This is a genomic window from Nocardioides sp. Root240, from assembly GCF_001428825.1.
Taxonomy (GTDB): Bacteria; Actinomycetota; Actinomycetes; order Propionibacteriales; family Nocardioidaceae; genus Nocardioides.
The window spans coordinates 266,600-288,340 of record NZ_LMIT01000011.1 but is presented as its reverse complement, the minus strand read 5'-3'; the positions used below and the strand labels follow the sequence as shown (position 1 = coordinate 288,340).

Annotated in this window: 19 protein-coding genes; 15 read left to right on the top strand and 4 right to left on the bottom strand. The window is 72.6% G+C overall.

The features are described from left to right. Positions 1-4 precede the first annotated feature (4 nt). Positions 5-1,255 (bottom strand): nucleotide sugar dehydrogenase, encoded by a 1,251-nt coding sequence (locus ASE20_RS15425; RefSeq protein ID WP_056895450.1) that lies wholly within the window; start codon positions 1,253-1,255, stop codon positions 5-7. A 76-nt stretch (positions 1,256-1,331) separates the two neighbouring features. Between ASE20_RS15425 and wecB the strand changes: the two genes are divergently transcribed. Then, entirely contained in the window at positions 1,332-2,417 is a 1,086-nt protein-coding gene (wecB, locus tag ASE20_RS15420) for a non-hydrolyzing UDP-N-acetylglucosamine 2-epimerase (RefSeq protein WP_225869059.1), read from the top strand. On the opposite strand, the gene ASE20_RS15415 is transcribed toward wecB, so the two are convergent. Continuing rightward, positions 2,414-3,412 carry a class I SAM-dependent methyltransferase gene (locus ASE20_RS15415; RefSeq protein WP_056895448.1) on the bottom strand — a complete coding sequence of 333 codons (999 nt, stop codon included), beginning with the start codon at positions 3,410-3,412 and terminating at the stop codon, positions 2,414-2,416. The genes wecB and ASE20_RS15415 overlap by 4 nt on opposite strands. Positions 3,413-3,539: 127 nt before the next feature. Here ASE20_RS15415 and ASE20_RS15410 point away from each other — a divergent pair, with 127 nt between their 5' ends. The 14 genes from ASE20_RS15410 to ASE20_RS15345 all read left to right on the top strand — a co-directional run bounded on the left by ASE20_RS15410 (position 3,540) and on the right by ASE20_RS15345 (position 17,048). After that, entirely contained in the window at positions 3,540-6,050 is a 2,511-nt protein-coding gene (locus ASE20_RS15410; protein ID WP_056895447.1) for a glycosyltransferase family protein, read from the top strand. Next, positions 6,014-6,784: a DUF6270 domain-containing protein gene (locus ASE20_RS15405; RefSeq protein ID WP_157538471.1), complete on the top strand. Its 771-nt coding sequence runs from the start codon at positions 6,014-6,016 to the stop codon at positions 6,782-6,784. The genes ASE20_RS15410 and ASE20_RS15405 overlap by 37 nt, the downstream gene beginning before the upstream one ends. Positions 6,785-6,803: 19 nt before the next feature. Then, positions 6,804-7,667, top strand: coding sequence for a dihydropteroate synthase (gene folP / locus ASE20_RS15400; protein WP_056895445.1), 864 nt, complete (start codon positions 6,804-6,806; stop codon positions 7,665-7,667). A gap of 164 nt (positions 7,668-7,831) precedes the next feature. After that, positions 7,832-8,242, top strand: coding sequence for a dihydroneopterin aldolase (folB, locus tag ASE20_RS15395; protein WP_056895444.1), 411 nt, complete (start codon positions 7,832-7,834; stop codon positions 8,240-8,242). After that, positions 8,239-8,808, top strand: coding sequence for a 2-amino-4-hydroxy-6-hydroxymethyldihydropteridine diphosphokinase (gene folK / locus ASE20_RS15390; protein ID WP_056895443.1), 570 nt, complete (start codon positions 8,239-8,241; stop codon positions 8,806-8,808). The genes folB and folK overlap by 4 nt, the downstream gene beginning before the upstream one ends. Further along, positions 8,805-9,296: a DUF3180 domain-containing protein gene (locus ASE20_RS15385; protein WP_082612463.1), complete on the top strand. Its 492-nt coding sequence runs from the start codon at positions 8,805-8,807 to the stop codon at positions 9,294-9,296. Before folK ends, ASE20_RS15385 begins: the two co-directional genes overlap by 4 nt. A gap of 76 nt (positions 9,297-9,372) precedes the next feature. Further along, the gene (locus ASE20_RS15380) at positions 9,373-9,966 is read left to right on the top strand and encodes a hypothetical protein (protein ID WP_056895442.1); all 594 of its coding nucleotides are present in this window, start codon (positions 9,373-9,375) and stop codon (positions 9,964-9,966) included. A gap of 369 nt (positions 9,967-10,335) precedes the next feature. Beyond that, positions 10,336-11,253 (top strand): DUF2520 domain-containing protein, encoded by a 918-nt coding sequence (locus ASE20_RS15375; protein ID WP_235538824.1) that lies wholly within the window; start codon positions 10,336-10,338, stop codon positions 11,251-11,253. Then, positions 11,250-12,143 (top strand): pantoate--beta-alanine ligase, encoded by an 894-nt coding sequence (gene panC, locus ASE20_RS15370; protein ID WP_056895441.1) that lies wholly within the window; start codon positions 11,250-11,252, stop codon positions 12,141-12,143. The genes ASE20_RS15375 and panC overlap by 4 nt, the downstream gene beginning before the upstream one ends. Before the next feature lie 40 nt (positions 12,144-12,183). Then, complete coding sequence (gene panD, locus ASE20_RS15365; RefSeq protein ID WP_056895440.1) at positions 12,184-12,603, top strand: aspartate 1-decarboxylase; 420 nt, start codon at positions 12,184-12,186, stop codon at positions 12,601-12,603. A 26-nt stretch (positions 12,604-12,629) separates the two neighbouring features. Then, on the top strand, positions 12,630-14,309 hold the full coding sequence (locus ASE20_RS15360) for an L-aspartate oxidase (RefSeq protein WP_056895439.1): 1,680 nt from the start codon (positions 12,630-12,632) through the stop codon (positions 14,307-14,309). Continuing rightward, positions 14,306-15,226: a carboxylating nicotinate-nucleotide diphosphorylase gene (gene nadC / locus ASE20_RS15355; protein WP_082612461.1), complete on the top strand. Its 921-nt coding sequence runs from the start codon at positions 14,306-14,308 to the stop codon at positions 15,224-15,226. Before ASE20_RS15360 ends, nadC begins: the two co-directional genes overlap by 4 nt. A gap of 3 nt (positions 15,227-15,229) precedes the next feature. Then, entirely contained in the window at positions 15,230-16,003 is a 774-nt protein-coding gene (locus tag ASE20_RS15350) for a type III pantothenate kinase (protein WP_056895438.1), read from the top strand. A 34-nt stretch (positions 16,004-16,037) separates the two neighbouring features. Next, entirely contained in the window at positions 16,038-17,048 is a 1,011-nt protein-coding gene (locus ASE20_RS15345) for a sulfotransferase family 2 domain-containing protein (RefSeq protein ID WP_157538470.1), read from the top strand. Here ASE20_RS15345 and ASE20_RS15340 read toward each other — a convergent pair. Both ASE20_RS15340 and ASE20_RS15335 read right to left on the bottom strand, forming a co-directional pair. Continuing rightward, positions 17,029-19,635 (bottom strand): CDP-glycerol glycerophosphotransferase family protein, encoded by a 2,607-nt coding sequence (locus ASE20_RS15340; protein ID WP_056895436.1) that lies wholly within the window; start codon positions 19,633-19,635, stop codon positions 17,029-17,031. The genes ASE20_RS15345 and ASE20_RS15340 overlap by 20 nt on opposite strands. Before the next feature lies 1 nt (position 19,636). Next, positions 19,637-21,730: an acyltransferase family protein gene (locus tag ASE20_RS15335; protein ID WP_056895435.1), complete on the bottom strand. Its 2,094-nt coding sequence runs from the start codon at positions 21,728-21,730 to the stop codon at positions 19,637-19,639. Between the last annotated feature and the right edge of the window lie 11 nt (positions 21,731-21,741).

Sequence of the window (21,741 nt, the reverse complement as noted above, 5' to 3'; positions counted from 1 at the left end):
CGGCTCAGAGCCGCTCGGTGCCGTCGGTCGTCGCGCCGCGCAGGTCGAAGAACCGCTTCGCCGCACCCACCAGCTCCGGTACGTCGAACGCGTCGTGCACCTGCACCAGCACCGTCAGGTCGGCGGTGCGGGCCGCCTCCACCGGGTCCGGTACGGCGGTGGTGCCCTCGACGCGCCAGTGCTCGACGTACGGGTCGAAGTACTGGACCGTCGCGCCGAGCTGGAGCAGGTGCTCGGCGAGCGGCTGGGCGGGCGTCTCGCGCTGGTCGGCGATGTTGGGCTTGTAGGTGACGCCGAGGAGCAGGATCGTCGACCCCTTCACGGCGCGGCCCTCGTCGTTGAGCAGCGACTGGATGCGCTGGACGACGTAGCGCGGCATCGTCGCGTTGATCTCCTGGGCCAGCTCCACGAAGCGGAACGGGTAGCCGAGCTTCTCCTGGACGCGGTGGGAGAGGTAGTTCGGGTCGATCGGGATGCAGTGGCCGCCGACGCCCGGGCCGGGCCAGAAGGCCTGGAAGCCGAACGGCTTGGTGCTGGCGAGGCCGATGACGTCCCAGAAGTCGATGTCGAGCTCGTGGCTGAAGCGCACCATCTCGTTGACGAGGGCGATGTTGACGTGGCGGTAGGTGTTCTCGAGCAGCTTGGCCATCTCGGCCTCGCGGGTGCCCTTGGCGAGCACGACCTCGTCGACGAGGGCGCCGTAGAACTCGGCGGCGCGCTTCGTGCACGAGGGTGTCGTGCCGCCGACGATCTTGGGGGTGTTCTCGACGGTGTAGGTCTGGTTGCCGGGGTCGACCCGCTCGGGGGAGAAGGCGAGCGAGAAGTCCTCGCCGGCGCGCAGGCCGGAGGCCTCCTCGAGCAGCGGGCGGACCAGCTCCTCCGTCGTACCGGGGTAGGTCGTCGACTCGAGGACGACCAGGGTCCCCGCGGTCAGCCGGCGGCCGATGGTGGTCATCGCGGAGGTGACCATCGACAGGTCGGGGCCGCCGTCGGAGGAGAGCGGGGTGGGCACGCACACCACGACGGTGTCGGCGTCGGCGAGCACGGCGTCGTCGGTGGTCGCGGTGAAGCCCTGCGCGACCATCGTGGCGACCTCGTCGTCGGAGATGTCGTCGACGTGGGAGCGGCCGGCGTTGAGCTGGTCGGTGACGCGCGTGGAGGTGTCGAGGCCCACGGTGGTCACGCCCCGACGGGTCGCGAGCTGTGCGAGGGGCAGGCCGACGTAGCCGAGTCCGACGACGACTAGGGTGGGCATCGATTCAACTCCCGGTGCTCGTGTGCTGGCTCGCCGCCAGCTCGGCTGACAAGCAGAGGAAACAATGCCACCCCTGGTGCTCCACATCACCGGCGCCCGGCCGAACTTCCCCAAGGCGGCTCCCGTGATGGCGGCCCTCGCCGCCCGCGGCGTACGCCAACAGCTCGTCCACACCGGCCAGCACTACGACGACAACATGTCGGCCGTGTTCTTCCGTGAGCTCGAACTGCCGCTGCCGGACATCAACCTCGGCGTCGGCTCCGGCAGCCACGCCGCGCAGACCGCGGCGATGATGACCGCGCTCGAGCAGGTCGTGCTCGAGCAGCGCCCCGACCTCGTCGTCGTGTACGGCGACGTGAACTCCACGCTCGCCGCCAGCCTGGTCGCCTCCAAGCTCGGCATCGCCGTCGCCCACGTCGAGGCCGGCCTGCGCAGCTTCGACTGGACGATGCCCGAGGAGATCAACCGCGTCGTCACCGACCGGCTCTGCGACGTCCTGCTCGCCACCAGCGCCGACGCCATCGCCCACCTGGGCTCCGAGGGCGTCCCGGCGGAGCGGATCCACCTGGTCGGCAACCCGATGATCGACACCCTGCTCAAGCAGCTGCCCGCCATCGACCCGCGTGCGAAGGCCGACGAGCTCGGCCTCCCGGAGCGGTACGGCGTCGTGACCCTGCACCGTCCGGGCAACGTCGACGACCCGGCCTCACTGGCCCCGCTCGTCGCCGCGCTGCGGGAGCTCGCCGACGAGCTCGACCTGGTGCTGCCGGTCCACCCGCGCGGCCGTGCCCGGCTCGAGGCGTCCGGCCTCTTCGAGCACCCGCGCGTGCTCGCCACCGACCCGCTCGGCTACCGCGACTTCCTCGGCCTGGTCCGGGGCAGCGCGGCGGTGGTGACCGACTCCGGCGGCGTGCAGGAGGAGACCACCGTGCTCGGCGTGCCGTGCCTGACGCTGCGGCCCAACACCGAGCGTCCGGTGACCATCACCCACGGCACCAACCGGCTGGTGACGGCCGACAACCTGCTGACGAGCTACCGCGAGGCCCTGGCGGCGAAGGCCGACCGGCCCGACGTCGTACCCCCGCTGTGGGACGGGCGCGCCGGGGAGCGGATCGCCCACGTGCTGACGGAGTTCCTGGCCGCGCGCCAGGCAGTCTCCTAGCCCCGGCGGAAGATCGTCGCGCCCTTCTCCAGGCGCAGGTCGGTGCGGCTGAGGTCCGGCAGACGGTCGTGCCAGAGCTGGGCGACCTGCTGCTCGTCCTCGCGGATCATGTCGTCCAGCACGATGCTGCACGTCGGGGCCAGCTGGTCCTGGAGCACGGGGAGCGCGGGGTAGCGGGCGTGCTCGCCGGTGGAGGTCGGCGGTCCGTCGACGAACAGCAGGCCGATGTCGTGGAGGTCCTCGACCGCGGACGGCGCGTACCAGGTCCGATCGGTGCCCTCGACGTCCACGACCTGCAGCGGGGCGTCGCGGACCTCGGCGATGTCGCTGAGACCGTGGCGGGCCAGCAGCGCGCGGCTCTCCTGGGCGTACTCCGCGTCGTGCTCGAGCGCCACGATCCGGGTCGGTACGCCGTGCTGGCGCGCCGCCGTCGCGAGCCACAGGGTCGAGACGCCGCTGCCGCACTCGACCACGAGGCCGGGGCGCTTGTCGAGGAACTCGTCCAGGAGGGCGCCGACCAGGTCGGGTGAGGCCGCCCAGTGGCCCATCGGCGGGACCTGGGCGCTCATCGGGTAGGTCGCGAAGAGGCGGACGGTCTCCTGCAGCTGCCCGCGCAGGACGCGGCCCTCGGCCACGCGCCGGTAGTAGTCCTGGTTCTGCTGGACCCGCACGCCACGGACCCGCTCCTCGGTGCGGTCGAGGACCTTCCGGTGGCGGGCCAGGCGCTCGTGGGCGCGCCTCAGCTCCTGCTGCACACGGCGCGTCATCCGGCGCTGGCGGCCGGCACCGCGGCGCAGCGCCGCCACCTCTCCGCCGAGGTGGCGCAGCTGGGAGAGCAGCAGGAGCGAGACGAGCAGGTTGAGGCCGACGCCGAGGCCGACCGCGGCGAGCACGATCGCCATGCCGGCGTCCCCGGACGCGGCGACGAAGGCGCCCGCGACCGCTGCGACGATCACGAGAGCGGCAGCGGCGAGCAGCCTGCGGGAGGTGGTCACGATGAGAATTCTCCTTCAGGGAGCCGAGAGATGCACACTGCCCCGGGGAGGCGTGCTCCGGCGCTGAGGTCTGCCGTGCGACCCTACCCTTCGTCGACCGTCGAGCCGGGATCGGAAGGAGTTCGGCGTGAGCGCTGAGCCCACACCTGACCGCGATGTCCAGCGCGCCCTGCGCTCCGCGCAGCTCGCCTACGAGCGCGTCGAGGCCGAGGCGTTGCGCTACCGCAACGAGCGCGACAAGGCGCGGGAGACGGCCTCCGCCCTGCGCCAGCGTCTCCAGGAGCGCAACGCGATGCTGGCCCAGGCCAAGCGCAAGCGCGACTCCCTGAAGGTCAGGGTCGCCGAGCTGGAGGGGAGCCGGGGCATCCGGCTCGAGCGGCGGTTGCGCAAGCTGCGTCGCCGGCTGGCGAAGCCGGCCGCACCGGCGCCGGCCAGGAAGCAGCCCGCCGCCCCGTCCGTCCCCGTGCGCGCCGCGGCCGAGGTGACCACCTTCGCCGCCACCCTCGCCGTCGACCCGGCCGGGCTCGCGGAGCGCACCGCGGCGGCTGAGCGCGCCGCGGCCCGGCTGCGGGAGCGCGCCGACGGTCGTCGCCTGCGCGTCGCGGCCATCGCCGACGACTTCACGCGCCTGTGCCTCGAGCCCGACTGCGACCTGCTGAACATCTCGGCGTCCGGCTGGCACGAGGAGCTCGAGGGCTTCGATCCCGACCTGGTGTTCATCGAGTCCGCCTGGCGCGGCAAGGACGGTTCGTGGCGCGACAAGGTCAGCCCGGTCAGCGACGAGCTCCGCAGCGTCATCGACTGGGCCCGCGCGGCCGGTGTGGCGACGGTCTTCTGGAACAAGGAGGACCCCGTCCACTTCGAGCGGTACGTCGAGGTGGCCGCCGCCGTCGACCACGCCTTCACCAGCGACCTCGACATGCTCACCGAGTACCAGCTGCGCCTGGGCCACCAGCGGGTCGGCTTCCTGCCCTTCGCCGCGCAGCCGCGGCAGCACAACCCGCTCGAGATCACCGAGCGCCGCGACGCCCTGATGTTCGCGGGCAGCTACTACGCGCAGTACCCCGAGCGGATGGTCGACCTCCGCGCGACGGTGACCGGTGCCATCGCCGCGATGCCGGTCGAGATCTACGACCGCAACTACGGCACCACCTATCCCGAGCTGCAGTTCCCCGAGGAGTACCGCTCCCACGTCGTCGGGACGCTGGGGCCGGAGGAGATGGACCTGGCCTACAAGGGCTATCGCTACAGCCTCAACATCAACACGGTGAAGCGGTCGCAGACCATGTTCGCGCGCCGTGTCTACGAGCTGCTGGCCTCCAACACGGTCACCATCTCGAACTGGTCGCGCGCCATCGGCATCTTCTTCGCCGACCTCGTCCCCATGTCGGACTCCGCGGAGGAGATCGAGAAGATCCTCTCGAGGATGGTGGCGGACCCCGACGGCACGGACCGGCTGCGGGTGCTCGGTGTCCGCAAGGTCCTCGGCGAGCACACCTACGCCCATCGCCTCGCGTACGTCGTCGCCTCCGTGACGGGGCGCACCGTCGAGGAGAGCCGTTCACGCGTCGGCGTGCTGGTCGCGACCGACGATCCCGCGACGGCCGTCCGCCAGGTCGCGGCAGCACGGGCGCAGACGGGCGTCGAGGTCGAGGTCCGACTGGTCTCCGCCGCTGACGAGGTCCGCGCCTGGGCCACGGGTGCGGACGTCACCGTGCTCGACCCGGCCGAGCTCGCCGACACGTCGCTCGCGGCGTTGTTCGGCACGGTCGACGGTGTGGCTGTCTTCCACGGCGACGACTGGTACGGCGAGCACTACCTGCGCGACCTCGTGGACGCCTGGACCTACTCCTCCGCGGAGGTCGTCGGCAAGGACCGGCGCCACCGCCTCGAGGAGGGCCGTCTCGTCGAGACCGGCGCGTCGTCGTACGTCGAGGTCGGCGGGCTCCCGCTGCGCCGGGCCCTCGTGACCGTGGCCGCTGCCGAGCGGATCCGCGCTGCCGAAGCGCTGACGGGCGACGCGGTGCCGTCCGGGGGCGCCCAGCTGTCCCTGCACCGCTTCGACTACTGCGAGGGCGGCGCCGCCGACCTCGCCGAGGCTGCCGCCGCGTCCGCGGACCTGCCCATCGACCAGGGCATCGCGGTCGCCGACGTCTGGGCACAGGCAGCGACCGTCGTGGCCGACCAGGCGCTGCGTGAGGCGACGGTCGTCGTACCCGAGGCGCTGGAGCCGGCCCTGCCCGCCGATCCCGACGAGCGTCTCCGGGTCTCGCACCACGGCAGCTGGACGGTCATCCAGTCGAGCCTCGACGAGGGCGAGGTCGCGCAGGTCGTCGGTGCCGCCCGTCTGGACCTGACCGGCGACTGGGCGTCGTCGTGGCGCGAGGGCACCGCGCGATTCGCCCAGCGCTCCGGGGGCGACCTCGACGTGGTGCTCGTCCTCCGGTTCCAGGACGAGGACGGCACGACCCTCGGTGAGGTGCGGGCCGACGCCAACGCCGTCAACGAGGTCCCCGTGCCCGCCGACGCCCGCTGGGCCGAGGTGGCCTGGGAGGTGTCGGGCCCCGGCCGTCAGCGCCTCTCGCCCGTCATCCTCGCGGCGTGGCCCTTCGGCACACCGGTCGTGCTCGGCGCGTGAAGGTCGGGATCCTCGGGAGCTGCGTCTCCCGCGACGCCTTCGGGCTCCACGAGGACGCGCTGGGCAAGCCGGCGGCGTACTTCGCCCGGAGCGCGCTGGCCAGCGTCATGTCGCCGACGCCGTTCACCGGGGTGGACCTGTCCGCCATCAGCTCGCCGTTCCAGCGTTCCGTGGTGGCGATGGACCTCGAGAAGGCGTTCGTGCCGTGGCTGGAGACGGCCGACGTCGACCTGCTCGTCGTCGACTGCATCGAGGAGCGGTTCGCCCTCGTCGTGGCTCCCGACGGAGGGACCGCGACCCGGTCGAGCGAGTTCGTCTCGGCCGGCGCCGACATCTCCCACTGCGAGCTGGTCCGGCCCAACACCCCGGACGCCCTCGCGCGGTGGACCGCCGCGTGGGCCCGGTTCGTGGCGGCCGTCGACGCGGCCGGGATCCGGGAGCGGGTGCGCATCAACCGGGTCCGCTGGGCGACCGAGTTCGACGGCCCCGGTGCCGAGTTCCCCGCGTTCTACAACCCGCAGCGGATCCGGCGGTCCAACGAGTTCCTCGAGAGCGTGCACGCCCGCATGGAGCAGGACCTCGAGCCCGAGCAGTTCTGGCGCTACGACGACGCCGAGCTGCTCGCGGCGTCGCAGCACCAGTGGGGCCCGGCGCCCTTCCACTACACGCCGGCCTTCTACCGTCGCTTCGTGCAGCACGTGACCGGCGGGCCTGCGGGCGGTCCGCGCCCGTGAGCCCCGATAGCCTCGGCCCATGACTGGGCTGCCGCTCGTGATGGGGGTCGTCAACGTCACCCCCGACTCCTTCTCCGACGGTGGTCGGTACGACGACCCCGAGCGCGCCGTCGCCCACGGGCTCCAGCTGCTGGCCGACGGCGCCGACATCCTCGACGTCGGGGGCGAGTCCACCCGGCCGGGCGCGACCCGGCCCCTGCTCGCGGAGGAGATCGACCGCGTCGTACCCGTGATCGAGGCGCTCGCCGCCCGCGGCGCGACGGTCTCGGTCGACACCATGCGGGCCGAGGTCGCCGCCCGCGCCCTCGCTGCCGGCGCCAGCATCGTCAACGACGTCTCCGGCGGCCTCGCCGACCCGGCGATCCTCGACGTCGTCGCGCAGACCGGTGCGACCTACGTCGCCATGCACTGGCGCGCCCACAGCGACACCATGCAGCAGTTCACGCAGTACGACGGCGGCGTGGTCCGCGCCGTCGCCGAGGAGCTCGAGCAGCGGGTCGAGGTGATCCGCGCGGCCGGCGTGGCCGAGGACCGCATCGTCCTCGACCCCGGTCTGGGCTTCGCCAAGCTCGCCGAGCACAACTGGGAGCTGCTGCGCCACCTCGACGAGGTCTCCCTCGGCTTCCCGCTGCTGGTCGGCGCCAGCCGCAAGACCTTCCTCGGCCGCCTGCTGGAGGGCCCCGACGGCGAGCCCCGGCCGGTCGGCGAGCGCGAGGCGGCCGGTGTCGCGATCAGCGCCCTGCTGAGCGCGGGCCTGGGCGGAACCGCCGTCTGGTGCCTGAGGGTCCACGATGTGCGCGCTCACCGCGACGCCTTGGCCGTTGCGGCACAGTGGTCCGGACAACCCGCTGTTCGGGCAGCGGAGCGACACGAGAGGCACTAGGTGTTCATCACCGGAGGTTCATCGGGCACCCCGCGTCCCGGGCACGCACCTCGCGGCGTTGCCGACGCTTGCGAGACGACCCGGTATGGCTGCGCGCCGGTGCCTTGCGATGCACGCACCCGGAACACGGGCCGCCTTCGACGAACCGCCGGGGATGAACACAGGTGACCGACGAGCTGAGCATCCTCGGCATCGAGTGCTTCGCCCACCACGGCGTCTTCGACCACGAGCGCCGCGACGGCCAGGTCTTCACGATCGACCTCACGCTGGGTGTCGACACCCGGCCTGCCGCCGCGAGCGACGACCTGGCCGAGACCGTGGACTACGGCGGACTGGTCGACCGGGTGGTCGCCGCCGTGGAGCGGGACCCGGTGGATCTCATCGAGACCCTCGCCCAGCGGATAGCCGATGTCGTTCTGTTGGACCGTCGTGTTGAATGGGCGCGAGTGACGGTGCACAAGCCGGACGCGCCGATCCAGGCGACGTTCGCCGACGTGCGCCTGACCATCACCCGCCACCGTGAGGCGGGGGACGCAGCGGGAAACCGAACCGGCAAGGAAGAGGCCCCAGCATGACCGAGACCCCGAACCCGAACATCATCGACACGGACACCCTCACCGGCGAGATGCGGCCGATCCGGCGAATGGTGATCGCGCTGGGTTCCAACCTCGGTGAGCGCTTCACCAACCTCCAGGGCGGCGTCGACGCCCTGGCCGACACCCCCAACGTCTGGGTCACGGGCGTCTCGCCGGTCTACGAGACCGCGCCGGTCGACTGCCCGCCGGACTCCCAGCCGTTCCTCAACGCGGTGATCCTCGCCGACACCACCCTGTCGGCCCACCGGCTGATCGACCGCGCGCTGGCCATCGAGGACGCCTTCGACCGCCTGCGCAGCGAGACCAAGAACGCTCCCCGCACGCTCGACGTCGACCTGATCGTCGTCGGCGACCGGCGCAGCGACAAGGAGGAGCTCAAGCTCCCGCACCCGCGGGCCCACGAGCGCGCCTTCGTCCTCCAGCCGTGGCTCGACCTCGAGCCGGACGCCGAGTTCCTCGACCGCGGCCCGGTCGCCGAGCTGCTGGCGAAGGTCGGCACCGACGGCCTCACCCCGCGCCCGGACCTGGTCCTCGAGCTCGAGTGAGCTCCACGGGCGGGCCGCCGGAGCCCCCGTCCGGATCCGTACGGCCCACCTCGGCCCTGACCCTGCTCGGCTGGGCGGTGGTCGGTGTCGTCGGCGGCTGGGGATTCCACCCCGTCGCGGACCGGCTCGGCTTCGTGCCGCCCCTGGTCTCCGTCGGCCAGCCCCTGGCCCTGCTCCTGCTCGGCGCCATCCTCGGCTACGTCGCCTGGATCACCCACCGTGCCGTCCACGTCCGCCACGAGCGGCTGGAGGCCCACCAGGCCGTCAACCGCCTGGTCCTGGCCCGTGCCAGCGCCCTGGTCGCCGCTCTCGTCTCGGGCGGGTACGCCGGCTACGCCATCAGCTGGATCGGTGACGCCGCCGAGCAGGCCGACCAGCGGATCACCGGTTCGCTCGCGGCCGTGGGCTGCGGCGTGGTCGCGCTCGTCGCCGCGCTGCTCCTCGAGCGGGCCTGCCGGGTCCGCGACGACGAGGGCGCCGATCACTGAGGCCCTGTTGCTGTTGTGACAGGTGTGACGAGCGTGTCGCCCGTCGCATCCCGCCTGTGAGGCATAACGTGCTGGTATGACTTCCCCAGTCGGCAACCGTCGTCGCCAGCGGTCGACCCGTCTCGTGGTCGCCGCGCTCCTCATCGTGGGATCGGCAGTCATCGTCGTCGCCACGGCCCTGACCGGATCCTGGCTCTTCGTCACCGTCGCCGCCCTGACGGCCGTCGTGCTCGGCGCCGTCGCCACCAAGATCACCCACTCCGAGCTGATGGACTCCCGCGAGGAGGCCGCGCGCGACCGTGCGCAGCAGGCCCGGGCCTACGCCGGCCTCACCGAGGCCCGTACGGCGGAGAACGTCGAGTTCGCCGCCGACATGACGGGCAAGCTCGCCCGCCGCGACGCCACCATCTCCCGGCTCGAGAAGCGCCTGGGCGATGCCGCCTCCGAGCTGGCCGACGCCCGTCGCGAGGTCTCGGAGTTCCGCGACCGTGCCGACGAGACCCAGCGCGAGCTCGAGCGGCTCACGGGCCGCCTCGCCGACGCTGACGAGCGGGCCCAGCAGGCCGTCGTCCGGGTCGCCGAGCTCGAGGCCGAGCTCGACGTCCTCACTAGCGAGCTGCAGGCCGAGCGCGCCGCCGCGCGGGCCTGGCAGAAGGGCCGCACGGCCTGATCCTCACGGCCCCCGGGACCGTGTGACCCAAACCACCGGTCGGAACCGTTTCCGCGAGCCTCCGCGGCGGCGTACCGTTGACTCGTCCCGGAACCCCGGGGCGCACCTCTTGAGCACAACGTCCGGTACCCACACCGGCTGACGCCCCCGGGCGGCAGTGGTCGGCGGGACGGGAACGAAAGGTTCACGATGTCCACGAAGCCGCGCCCGGACACGTCGCTTTCCGCCTGCTGCGCGACGCCAGCTGGGCCCGCTGACTGCGTTGCCGACGCTCACCAGGCGCCCAGCCTGCCTTCGCATCGGACGCCTGGTCAGCAGACCCATCTGACGCCGCTCGCGACGCCGCAAACCGACGCGTCCGGTCGGCGCGTGGGTGTTGTCGGCGCGGGTCGCGTCGGCGCTGTCCTGGCCGCGGGTCTCCGCGCTGCCGGCCACCCCGTCGTCGCCGCCGCCGGTGAGTCCGACGCCTCCCGCCGCCGTGCCGCCGAGCTGCTGCCCGGTGTCCCGCTGCACAAGCCGAGCGACGTCGCCCGGGCGGCCGACCTCCTGCTGCTGACCGTGCCCGACGACATGCTCCCGAACGTGGTGCGTGTGCTGTCCGACAGCGGCGCCATCCGCGAGGGCCAGGTCGTCGCGCACACCTCGGGCCGCCACGGCCTCGCCGTGCTCGCGCCGGCCGCCGCCGTCGGTGCGCGGATCATCGCGCTGCACCCGGCGATGACCTTCACCGGCACGGCCGTCGACATCGAGCGCCTCCACGGCTGCGTCTTCGGCCTCACCGCCGGCCCGGCCGAGCACGACCTCGCCGAGCAGCTCGTGGCCGACCTCGGCGGTCGTGCCAACTGGGTGCCCGAGCAGATGCGCACGCTCTACCACGCGGGCCTCGCCCACGGCGCCAACCACCTGGTCACCCTCGTCAGCGAGGCGATGGGCCTGCTGGCCGCCGCCGGCGTCGACGACCCGGCCGGCACCCTGCGCCCGCTGCTCGACGCGGCCCTCGACAACGCCCTCGAGCACGGCGACGCGGCCCTGACCGGCCCGATCGTCCGCGGCGACGTGCAGACCGTCGCGGCGCATCTCAAGGACATCTCCACCAACGCGCCCGACACGCTGCCGTCGTACGTCGCGATGGCGTGGGCCACCCTCGACCGCTCCGTCACCGACGGCCGCCTCCTCCCGATCCAGGCGCAGAAGATCGCCACCGTGCTCAGCGCGTACGGCGACCGGCGCGCCCTCCCGTCGCGGCTGGGCCGCCTGGGCCGCCTGGGCCGCACGGAGAACGCGTGAGGGTCACCACGACCCCGGCTGTCGCGCGCAGCCGGACGGACCTCGACGCGCTGCTCGGCGCGCGCCGCGCGAGCGGACCGGTCGTGTTCGTGCCCACCATGGGTGCGCTGCACGAGGGCCACGCGTCGCTGATGCGCATCGCCCGCGAGCGCGCCGGTGGCGACGGGACGGTGGTGGTCTCGATCTTCGTGAACCCGCTGCAGTTCGGCGCCGGCGAGGACCTCGACCGCTACCCGCGCACCTTCGACGCCGACCTCGAGCTGTCGGGGGCGGCGGGGGTCGACGTGGTGTTCGCGCCGGTCGTCGCCGAGATGTACCCCGACGGCGTCCCGCACGACGGTGCAGCGACCGAGGCCGTTACCGTCCAGCCCGGCCCGCTGGCCGACCTGTTCGAGGGCGCCAGCCGTCCGGGCCACTTCCGCGGCGTGCTGACGGTCGTCGCCAAGCTGTTCGGCCTGGTCCGGCCGGACGTCGCGGTCTTCGGCGAGAAGGACTACCAGCAGCTCGCCCTGATCCGCCGAATGGTCGCCGACCTCTGCATGGGCATCGAGATCGTCGGTGGTGCGACCGACCGCGAGCCCGACGGGTTGGCCCGCTCGAGCCGCAACCGCTACCTCGACGCCGAGCAGCGCCAGCAGGCGGTCGCCCTCAGCCGGGCGCTGCGCGCGGCGCAGGAGCGGGCGGCGTACGGCGTCCCGGCGGCACGCTGGGCCGCGATGAACATCCTCAAGGCGGCGGCGCCGGGCGTCGAGCTCGACTACCTCGCCCTCACCACCACGGGGCTCGGCGAGCTGCCGGACTACCCCGACGCGGGCACCGAGGGCCGCGTCCTCGTCGCGGCACGGGTCGGCACGACCCGGCTCATCGACAACCTGCCTCTGCAGTTCTGAAGCAGTTCCGAAGCAGTACTGAAACCCAGGGAGAATCCCCATGCTGCGCACCATGATGAAGAGCAAGATCCACCGTGCCACGGTCACGCAGGCCGACCTGCACTACGTCGGCTCGGTCACCGTCGACGAGGACCTGCTCGAGGCCGCCGACCTGCTGGCCGGCGAGCTCGTGCACATCGTCGACATCACCAACGGCGCCCGGCTCGAGACCTACACGATCGCCGGCGAGCGGGGCAGCGGCGTGATCGGCATCAACGGTGCCGCCGCGCGACTGGTCCACCCCGGTGACCTGGTCATCCTGATCGGCTACGGCCAGATGACCACCGAGGAGGCGAAGGAGTACCAGCCGCACGTGGTCTTCGTCGACGCCGACAACAAGATCATGGCCACCGGCTTCGACCCGGCCGAGACCTTCGGCGACCCGACGCTGTCCCGCGGCGACGTGACCGCCGGTCGTTGACCCGCGCGAGTCGATAGCCTGCTGGGATGCCTGAACACCTGCGTCTTCCCGGGCGGCTCACTGCGCCCGCCCCGGGGTGGACGACCCGTGCCGACGTCGTCATCGTCGGCAGCGGCATCGCCGGCCTGACCGCGGCCCTGCGACTGCGCGGCCACGTCGACAAGATCCTCGTGGTCACCAAGGACGTGCTGTCCGCGGGCTCGACGCAGTGGGCGCAGGGCGGCATCGCCGCAGCCCTCGGCCCGGGCGACACCCCGGACCAGCACGAGGTCGACACCCTCGTCGCCGGTGCGGGCGCCTGCGACCTGGACGCGGTCCGGGTGCTCGTCAACGAGGGCCCGGAGGCGGTCCACGAGCTGATCGCGCTCGGCACGAACTTCGACCACACGGCCGACGGCGAGCTGTCGCTGACCCGTGAGGGCGGCCACCACCGCGACCGGATCGCGCACGCCGGCGGCGACGCGACGGGTGCGGAGATCCAGCGGGCCCTGGTCGCCGCGATCGAGGCCGCGCCCGACATCGAGGTCATCCAGCACGCGCTGGCGGTCGACCTGCTGCTCGCCGCCGACGGCGGGGTCGCGGGCGTGACCCTGCACGTGATGGGCGAGGGCCAGCGCGGCGGCGTCGGCGCCGTCCACTGCCGGGCGGTCGTGCTGTGCAGCGGCGGCTTCGGCCAGGTGTTCTCGCAGACCACGAACCCGCCCGTCTCGACCGGCGACGGCATGGCGCTCGCGCTGCGAGCGGGCGCGACCCTGCGCGACCTCGAGTTCGTGCAGTTCCACCCGACGGTGATGTACCTCGGCCCCGACTCCCACGGCCAGCAGCCGCTGATCTCCGAGGCGGTCCGCGGCGAGGGCGCCTTCCTCGTCGACGACGAGGGCACCCGTTTCATGCAGGGCGTGCACGAGCTCGCCGACCTCGCCCCGCGCGACGTGGTCGCCAAGGCGATCATGAAGCGGATGCTCGAGACCGACCGTCCGCACATGTGGCTCGACGCCCGTCACCTCGGCGCGGCGTTCTGGGAGCGCCGCTTCCCGACCATCCTCGCGACGGCCCGCTCGCACGGCGTCGACCCGGTCACGCAGCTGATCCCGGTCGCCCCCGCGTGCCACTACGTGTCCGGCGGGGTGCGCACCGACCTCGACGGCCGCAGCGACGTCCCCGGTCTCTACGCCAGTGGCGAGGCGGCCTGCTCCGGCGTCCACGGTGCCAACCGGCTCGCCTCGAACTCGCTGCTCGACGGACTGGTGTTCTCGCGCCGGATCGCCACGGTGCTGCCCGACGAGCTGCGCGCGTGGGCCGAGCCGGTGGCCGATGAGCGCCCGGCCGGCCTGGTCGCGGGCGCGGCGCGCAGGCAGCTGCAGGAGACGATGAGCTCGCGGGCCGGCGTCCTGCGCAGCTCCGACGGCCTTGCCGAGGCCGCGGTCGTGCTCGACAAGCTCGCGGGCGACGCCGCCGAGGTCGTCGACCAGGAGGCATGGGAGACCACCAACCTGGTCACCATCGCCGCCGCCCTGACCGACGCCGCTGCGCTGCGCCAGGAGACCCGCGGCTCGCACTGGCGCGAGGACTTCCCCGAGCGCGACGACGCGTCGTACGCCGGTCACTTCGACGTCCGGATGCTCGACGGCGCCACGGTCGTGGAGTTCACGCCGTCGCCGCAGACGGACCCCAGTGCCGGGCCGGTCGCCGGGGTGCCGGCGTGATCGCCCGGACGCCCTACGACGAGCTGCCCTCGGCACTCGTCGACGAGATCCGGGCCGCCGGTCTCGACCCGCAGGCGGTCTACGACCACGTCGTGCTCGCGTTCGAGGAGGACCTGCCCGGCGGTGTCGACGACGTCACCAGCGCGGCCATGCCCGACATGGGCGAGGCGGTGGCCGACTTCGGCGCCCGCGAGCCCGGTGTCGTCGCCGGCCTCGCGATCGCGGAGCTGGCCTTCGTCTACGCCCTCGGCGACACCGTGAAGGTCACCGGCCGGGTGCCGGACGGCACCCGCGTCGTCCCCGGCGACGTCGTGCTCACGGTCTCCGGCCCGGTGCGCGGCGTCCTCACGGCCGAGCGGACCGCCCTGAACTTCGCCTCCCACCTCTCGGGCGTCGCGACGGCCACGGCGCAGTGGGTCGACGCGCTGGCCGGGACCCGGGCCCGCGTGCTCGACACCCGCAAGACGCTCCCGGGCTGGCGCGCGCTGCAGAAGTACGCCGTGCGCTGCGGCGGCGGCGTCAACCACCGGTTCAGCCTGGTCGATCGTGCGATGGTCAAGGACAACCACGCCGTTGCTGCCGGGGGCGTCGTCCCGGCGTACCGGGCCGTGGTCGCCGCCAACCCCGGCCTGCGGGTCGAGGTCGAGGTGATGGACCTCGACGAGCTGCGCGCGATCCTGGCCGCCGGCTGCACCGAGGTGCTGCTCGACAACATGAGCACGGCCGACATGGCCGAGGCCGTGCGGATCAACGCGGAGGCCGGCGGGCACGCCACCCTCGAGGCGTCCGGCGGGCTCACCCTGGAGCGGGCCCGCGAGGTTGCCGAGACCGGGGTCGACTTCATCTCGGTCGGCGCGCTCACCCACTCCGTCGACGTGTTCGACCTCGGCCTGGACTTCCGGACCTCGCAGGGCTGACCCGTGACGCTCCTCGCCGCCGACATCGGCAACGCCCACACCGTCCTCGGGCTGCTCGAGGACGGCGAGGTCGTCGCCGACTGGCGCGTGTCGACCAACGAGCACCGCACCCCCGACGAGTGGGCCGTGCTGCTGCGCGGCCTGCTGGGACGCCGCGAGGCCGAGGTCACCGGCGTCGCGGTCTGCGCGACGGTCCCGTCCGTGCTGAACGCCTGGCGCGAGATGCTCGGCGGCCACTTCCCCGACGTGCCGCGGGTGATCGTCGAGCCGGGCATCCGCACCGGCGTCCCGATCGCGGTCGACAACCCGCGCGAGGTCGGCAGCGACCGGATCATCAACGCCCTCGCGGCCGCCTCCGACTTCGGCGGCCCGGCGGTCGTCGTCGACTTCGGCGGCACGGCGACGACCTTCGACGTCGTCGACCCCGCGGGCCGGTACGTCGGCGGCGCCATCACGCCCGGCATCGAGATCTCGCTCGAGGCGCTCAGCCGGGGCGGGGCCCAGCTGCGGATGGTCGAGCTCGTGCGTCCCCGCGGTGTCATCGGCAAGAACACGGTCGAGGCCCTGCAGTCGGGCATGGTGTTCGGCGTGGCCAGCCAGGTCGAGGGGATGGTCGAGCGGCTCGCTGCCGCGCTCGACGTACCGCGCGACGAGGTGACGGTCATCGCCACGGGCTACCTCGCACCGTTGGTGCTCGACGAGTGCCGCTGCTTCACCGCGCACGCCCCGTGGTTGACCCTGCGCGGCCTCGGGCTCGTCTACGCGCGCAACGCCTGATCGGTACCGGCAGGGCATCTCCTATGCTGGCCGGGTGACTGAAGGCCGCTCCTTGAACGATGCAATGCTGACCGGCCTCCAGAAGGTCTCCGGCGGCGTCTGGCGCACCTACCTCGCTCCCGAGGCCAAGGTGGTGTTCGAGTCTCTCAACAAGAACGCCTGCACGAGCCTGAAGTGGATGATGGCCGACCTCGCCGGCGAGGACCTCGACGGCTTCCGCGCGCGCGACATGCCCTACATCGACGACTCGGAGCCGATCCACAAGCGCGAGCTGTGGAAGGTCTCGCCGCGGCTCGACGCGCTGTCGGAGGACGAGCGCGCGCAGATCCACCCCGACAACGGCTGGTTCGTGTTCGCCGTGGTCCGGGACCCGCGCCTGCGCCTGTTCTCCGCGTGGCAGAACAAGCTGCTCATCGAGAACCCCTTCAGCGTCCGGTGGTCGCGCGAGTGGTGGTACCCGCGCCACCCGCTCACCGCCGAGACCGTCATCGAGGACTTCGCCAAGTTCGTCGACCTGATGGGCGAGGACGAGATCCACTGGCTGCGGGAGAAGGACGCCCACTTCCGCGACCAGGTCGAGATGCTGGCCGAGGACGCCGTCCCCTACACGCGGATCTACGAGATCAGCGAGATCAAGCAGCTCCAGGCCGACCTCAACGACCACCTGGCCGCGATCGGCCGTCCTCCGGTGAAGCTGCCGCGCGCCAACCCGACCCCGCTGCGCGCGATCGGCGCGCTCTTCGAGAACGGCGTGCGCGAGAAGATCGAGACCATCTACGCCGCCGACTTCGAGCGCTTCGGCCACCTCTGGGACTTCTCGAAGACCGAGGCGGCCGAGCCGTGGTCGTCCGCGGCGCTCGTCGCCTGCGAGCAGGAGGCCGTGCTCGGCCGGCGGATCGGCGAGCTCTTCCGGATCGCCCGTGACCGTGGCGAGGAGCTGGAGGCCGCGCGCGCAGAGCTCGCCGACGCCCGGCGCCGGGTCGCCCAGCTCGAGCGCCGCTCGGTCCGCGCTCAGCTCGGCAGGATCAAGCGCCGGGTGTCCTGACCGGCGGCAGCTTGCTCTGGTCCGTCTCGGTGAACCGGACCCGCTCCACGACGCGGGCACAGTTGCCGCCGTCACGGTGCGGGAAGGTCGCGTCGATCCGGGCCTGGTACGCCGGCGCGGGCGCTGCTCCGTGGGCGAGCGTCTCGACCGTCGCCGTCACGGCCGCGGCCGCCTCGGTGGCGACCGGGCCGAAGCCGTCGCGCTCGTAGTCGTAGTAGCCGCCACGGCCGACGTGCCCGCCGCCGAGGACCACGTCCGCGTCGAACTGGTAGTAGACGACCGGACGCTCGAGGTAGGCCGCGTTGAAGGCCACCGAGGAGAAGTCGGTGACGAACGCGCGGGCCCGCGCGAAGAGCTCCTGCGGGTCCTGGCCCTCGTACGACAGCGCGGTGACGTACGACGGCAGGTCGAGGTGCGGCAGCAGGGGCTGCAGGTTCGGGTGTGGCAGGAAGCCCAGGGTGAGGCCGTGCTCGCGGCAGGCGGCGGCGAGCCGCTCGTCGCGGAGGTAGGCCATCCACTGCTGCACGAAGTAGCTGTCGACCAGGCTGAGGTCGAGCTCGCGCCGCTGGCTGTTCTCCTTGATCGGCGACATCAGGTTGTTGCGCCACGTCGGCGCCACCAGCAGCAGGTCGCGCTGGTCGGGCCCGAACCGCTCGCCGACCTGCTGCAGCCGGTCGAAGCGGGGCAGTCCGGTGAGGGCGACCTCCTTCGTCGTGAAGACGTACGACGTGTCGTCACCGGCGATGGAGGCGAGCTCCTGCGGCGTGCTGACGACGAAGGTGTCGATCCGCTTGGGGTCGAGCCAGGAGGAGAGGTCGTCCTTGATCACGCCGTGCTGCAGGAAGTGGAAGCGCCACTTCTGGTGCACGAACTCCAGGACCGGCAGCGGCTGCACGATCGCGGCGTCGGCGTGCGAGGACAGCAGGTGGGCGGCGTGGGACATCAGGACCCGCCACTGCAGCGACTTGTAGGCCACCAGCCGGTCTCCGTGGCCCTCGGAGCGGAACCGGTCCCACTCCTTGCCGCCCTTCTCGAGGACGAACCAGGCGTTGATCTCGGGGTGGTGCTCGCGGACGTACCGGAACAGGATCTCCGCGCTGTCCGCGGCGTCGTGGATGCGGTCCATGAAGACCCACGCGTCGGCGTACTTCGCCTTGACGGAGGGGCGCTTGCGCACCCGGTCGGCCACCTTGCTCAGGCGGGACACCGGCTGCCGCACCTGCAGCTCACCGGGGATCTCCGCGCGGGCGCGGGCCGACGCCGGGCTGAGCCACCAGCGCAGCTGACCGGGCGGCGCGACCCGGACCGGACCGGGGTCGCGGGCGTAGACGAGGTCGGCGGCCGTGCCGTCGCGCAGCAGCTGCAGCGTGGCCGTGGCCGGGAGCCACACGATCCGCTGGTGCAGCAGCGTCCGGCCGTAGTAGGTGAAGGCGCGGGTCTTCTGGTGCTTGGGTTCCAGCGGCCGGCCGTTGGCGAGCCAGGTCTCCTCGGGGAGGTCGCCGGTGTAGTAGTAGCTGGCGCGCACCAGCTCCTGGGTGGTGTCGAGCTCGCTGAGCAGCACCTGGGTCTCGACCCAGGGCGTCGCGTCGTACCCGCGCTCGAGGACGAGGCGGGCGACCGGCGGCACCGTCGGCGGCAGGTACGGCGTGGACGCCGGGATGTCGATCTCCGCGAGGATCTCGGCGACGAGCTCGTGGAAGCGGTCGACGACCTCGCCGTCGACCGGGCGCGGCCCGGCCTTCGGGTCGGGCTGGGCGAAGTACCACTGGAGCTCGTAGAGCAGGAAGGTCGCGGCCCACGCCGGCAGCTGCCCGTGGGCCTCGCGACCGCGCCGGATCACGTCGAGGTAGCCGAACTCGGGGACGGCGGTGTAGCGGCCGGGGTGCGTGCCGGCGGTCTGCAGCGTCGAGCTCGCGTCGGTGCGCTTGCGGTAGTGGTACTTCGCGCCGCCGAGGAAGCCGACGATCGGGTTCGGGAACCGGAAGAGGTAGCGGCAGTTGAAGTGGCCGTCCTCGAAGTTGGGCCGGACCCGGTGGTCGAAGCGCAGCTGCCCGTCGCGGATCTCCGCGAGCCGGAAGAAGGTCGCCGGCGAGCTGCCGTGGAAGCGGTCGGGGCTCGCGCTGAGGTCGACGCACGGGCTGCCCTGGAACATCGCGCGCAGCGGGTGGCGGTCGGTGACGGTGCCCTTGGTCTCGTTCCAGATCAGCCGGTGGGTGGCGACCATGTGCGCCTCGGGGTGCTGGGTCAGGAACGTCCGGACGACCTCGAGGTAGTCGGGCTCGACCACGTCGTCGGGGTCCGGGAAGGTGATCCAGGTGCCCGTCGACTCGTCGATGCCGCGGTTGCGGGCGGCGCCCTGGCCGCCGTTCTCCTGCGTGATGACGCGGACGACGCCGGGGCGCTTCGCGGCCCACTCGGCGAGGATCCGCGGAGAGTCGTCGGTGGAGCCGTCGTCGACCATGACGATCTCGACGTCGTCCAGGCCGGTGGTCTGGGCCTCGATCGAGTCGATGAAGTCCGGCAGGTACGCGGCGACGTTGTAGACGGCGCTCACGATGCTGAACAGGGGTGCCCGGTCGGCGGTCATGTCATCCCTTCTTGTCCTGGGCCCCGGCCAGCATCGCCTCGATCGGCGGCGCGAGGTAGGGGCCGAGGGTGTAGGCGTACGTCGCGGTCAGGTGCGAGGCGTCGAAGTAGGTGATCACGCCGCCGTTCACCACGCGACAGGTGTCGCCGTCGCAGATGTGATCGGTCAAGTCGACCAGCCGCAGCCGCGGGCTGTCCAGCTCGGCGACGACGTCGACGGACGGGTCGGCCGGAAGCCAGTCGCCCCGGGTGCCGTCGCACTCGGCGTAGTCGTCGCCCGCGTCGGCGATGCAGGTCGGCGTCGCCATGCGGGTCGCGGGCGTGTCGCGGATGTCGATCACCGGCAGGCCGGCGTCGAGCAGCGTGCCGAACACGGAGCGGAACCCGTCGGCGTACGCCGGGAGCGAGCTCGCGAGGTCCGACTGCCCGGCCGCCCGCACGGACACGCGGTTGGAGGTGACGACGAGGTCGGGGGCGTCCCGCACCAGCGCGGCCGCGGTGCGCGTCACCCACGCCAGGCAGGCCTGGCTGTGCGCGTCGGTGTCGAACGCCTGCGCGATCTCGGAGAAGGCGCACTGCGAGGCGAGGTAGGTCTGGATCCGCCAGCCGTGCTCGTCCGCGATCCGCTCCAGCGCGGGCAGCCAGTGACCGGCGTGCGAGTTGCCGACCAGCGCGATGGTGACGGTGCTGTCGGGGTCGCCGAACGTGCACCTCTTGTCGGGGAACCGCGGCGTGAACGACCAGCAGTTGCGACCGCCGATGTCGGGGTAGGCCTTCGACTTGTCCTTGGCCGCCAGCGCCGGCGACGGCACCAGCTCGTCGTAGGCGGTCGGCGCGCAGTCCTGGCCGGCGTCGAGCGCCGCCGCGCCGAAGCAGGGGCCGCCGTTCCGCAACGCCTCCGCGAGCTGCTGGCGGTCGCGGCCCTCGGTGTCGCGGACCTGGTGGATCACGACCGAGCCGAGCGTCAGGACGACGCCCATCGCGGCGACGGCCGAGAGGTAGGTGGTGCGCCGGAACCGGACGAGCGAGGACGAGCGGAACGGCCGTTCGACGATCCGCTCGGACGCGGCGGCGAGGACCAGCGTGAGCGCGGCGATCACGACCAGCGCGCGCCACCCGGGCTCGTGGCCCAGCACGTCGGGCGCGAGCACGATCAGCGGCCAGTGCCACAGGTAGACCGAGTACGACACGTCGCCGAGCCAGCGCACGGGGCTCAGCGCGAGCAGCCGCCCGGGGCTGAACGGCAGGTCGGCATCGGGGCGGCAGGCGATCACCAGCGCCGTACCGAGGACGGGGAGGGCGGCCTGGTAGCCGGGGAAGGGCGTCGCGCTGGAGTAGAGGAAGCCGGTCACGACCATCATCGCGATGCCCACCCACGAGCCGATCGCGCGCAGCCGGGCATCGGTGACGGGCAGCGCGCGGTGGCTCACCAGCAGGGCCACGAGACCGCCGGTCCCGAGCTCCCAGATCCGCGTCGGGGTGATGAAGTACGCCGCCGCCGGGTCGCTCGCGGTGCGCGCCACCGAGAAGACGAAGGACGCCACGACGACGGTGCCGAGGGTGGCGGCGAGCGCGGTGGTCGTCGCCCGGGGGCGGCGGCGCGCGGCCAGCACGGTGCCGGCGATCAGCAGCGGCCAGATGAAGTAGAACTGCTCCTCGACCGACAGCGACCAGAAGTGCTGCACCGCGGTCGGCACGTTGTCGGCGGCGAGGTAGTCGACCGCCTGGCCGGCGAGCCCCCAGTTGAGGACGTAGACCGCGGCCAGCTGGACGTCGCGGGCCGTCGCCTCCCACTGCGTCTCGGGCGCCACCAGCCAGGCCGCGACGAGGGTGCACGAGAGCACGAGGAGTGAGGCGGGCAGCAGGCGCCGGATCCGGCGTCCCCAGAAGTCCGCGAGGTCGCGCGGGCGGCGCGGTGGGCGCGAGATCAGGTGGGCGGTGATCAGGAAGCCGGAGATGACGAAGAAGACGTCGACGCCGACGAATCCACCCGGTAGGAGCGGGTGGTGGAGGTGGTAGACGACCACCATCGCGACGGCGATCGCGCGGAGTCCCTGGATGTCGGTGCGGGTGCGATGACCGTCTCCGTTGACCAAGTGGACCTCCC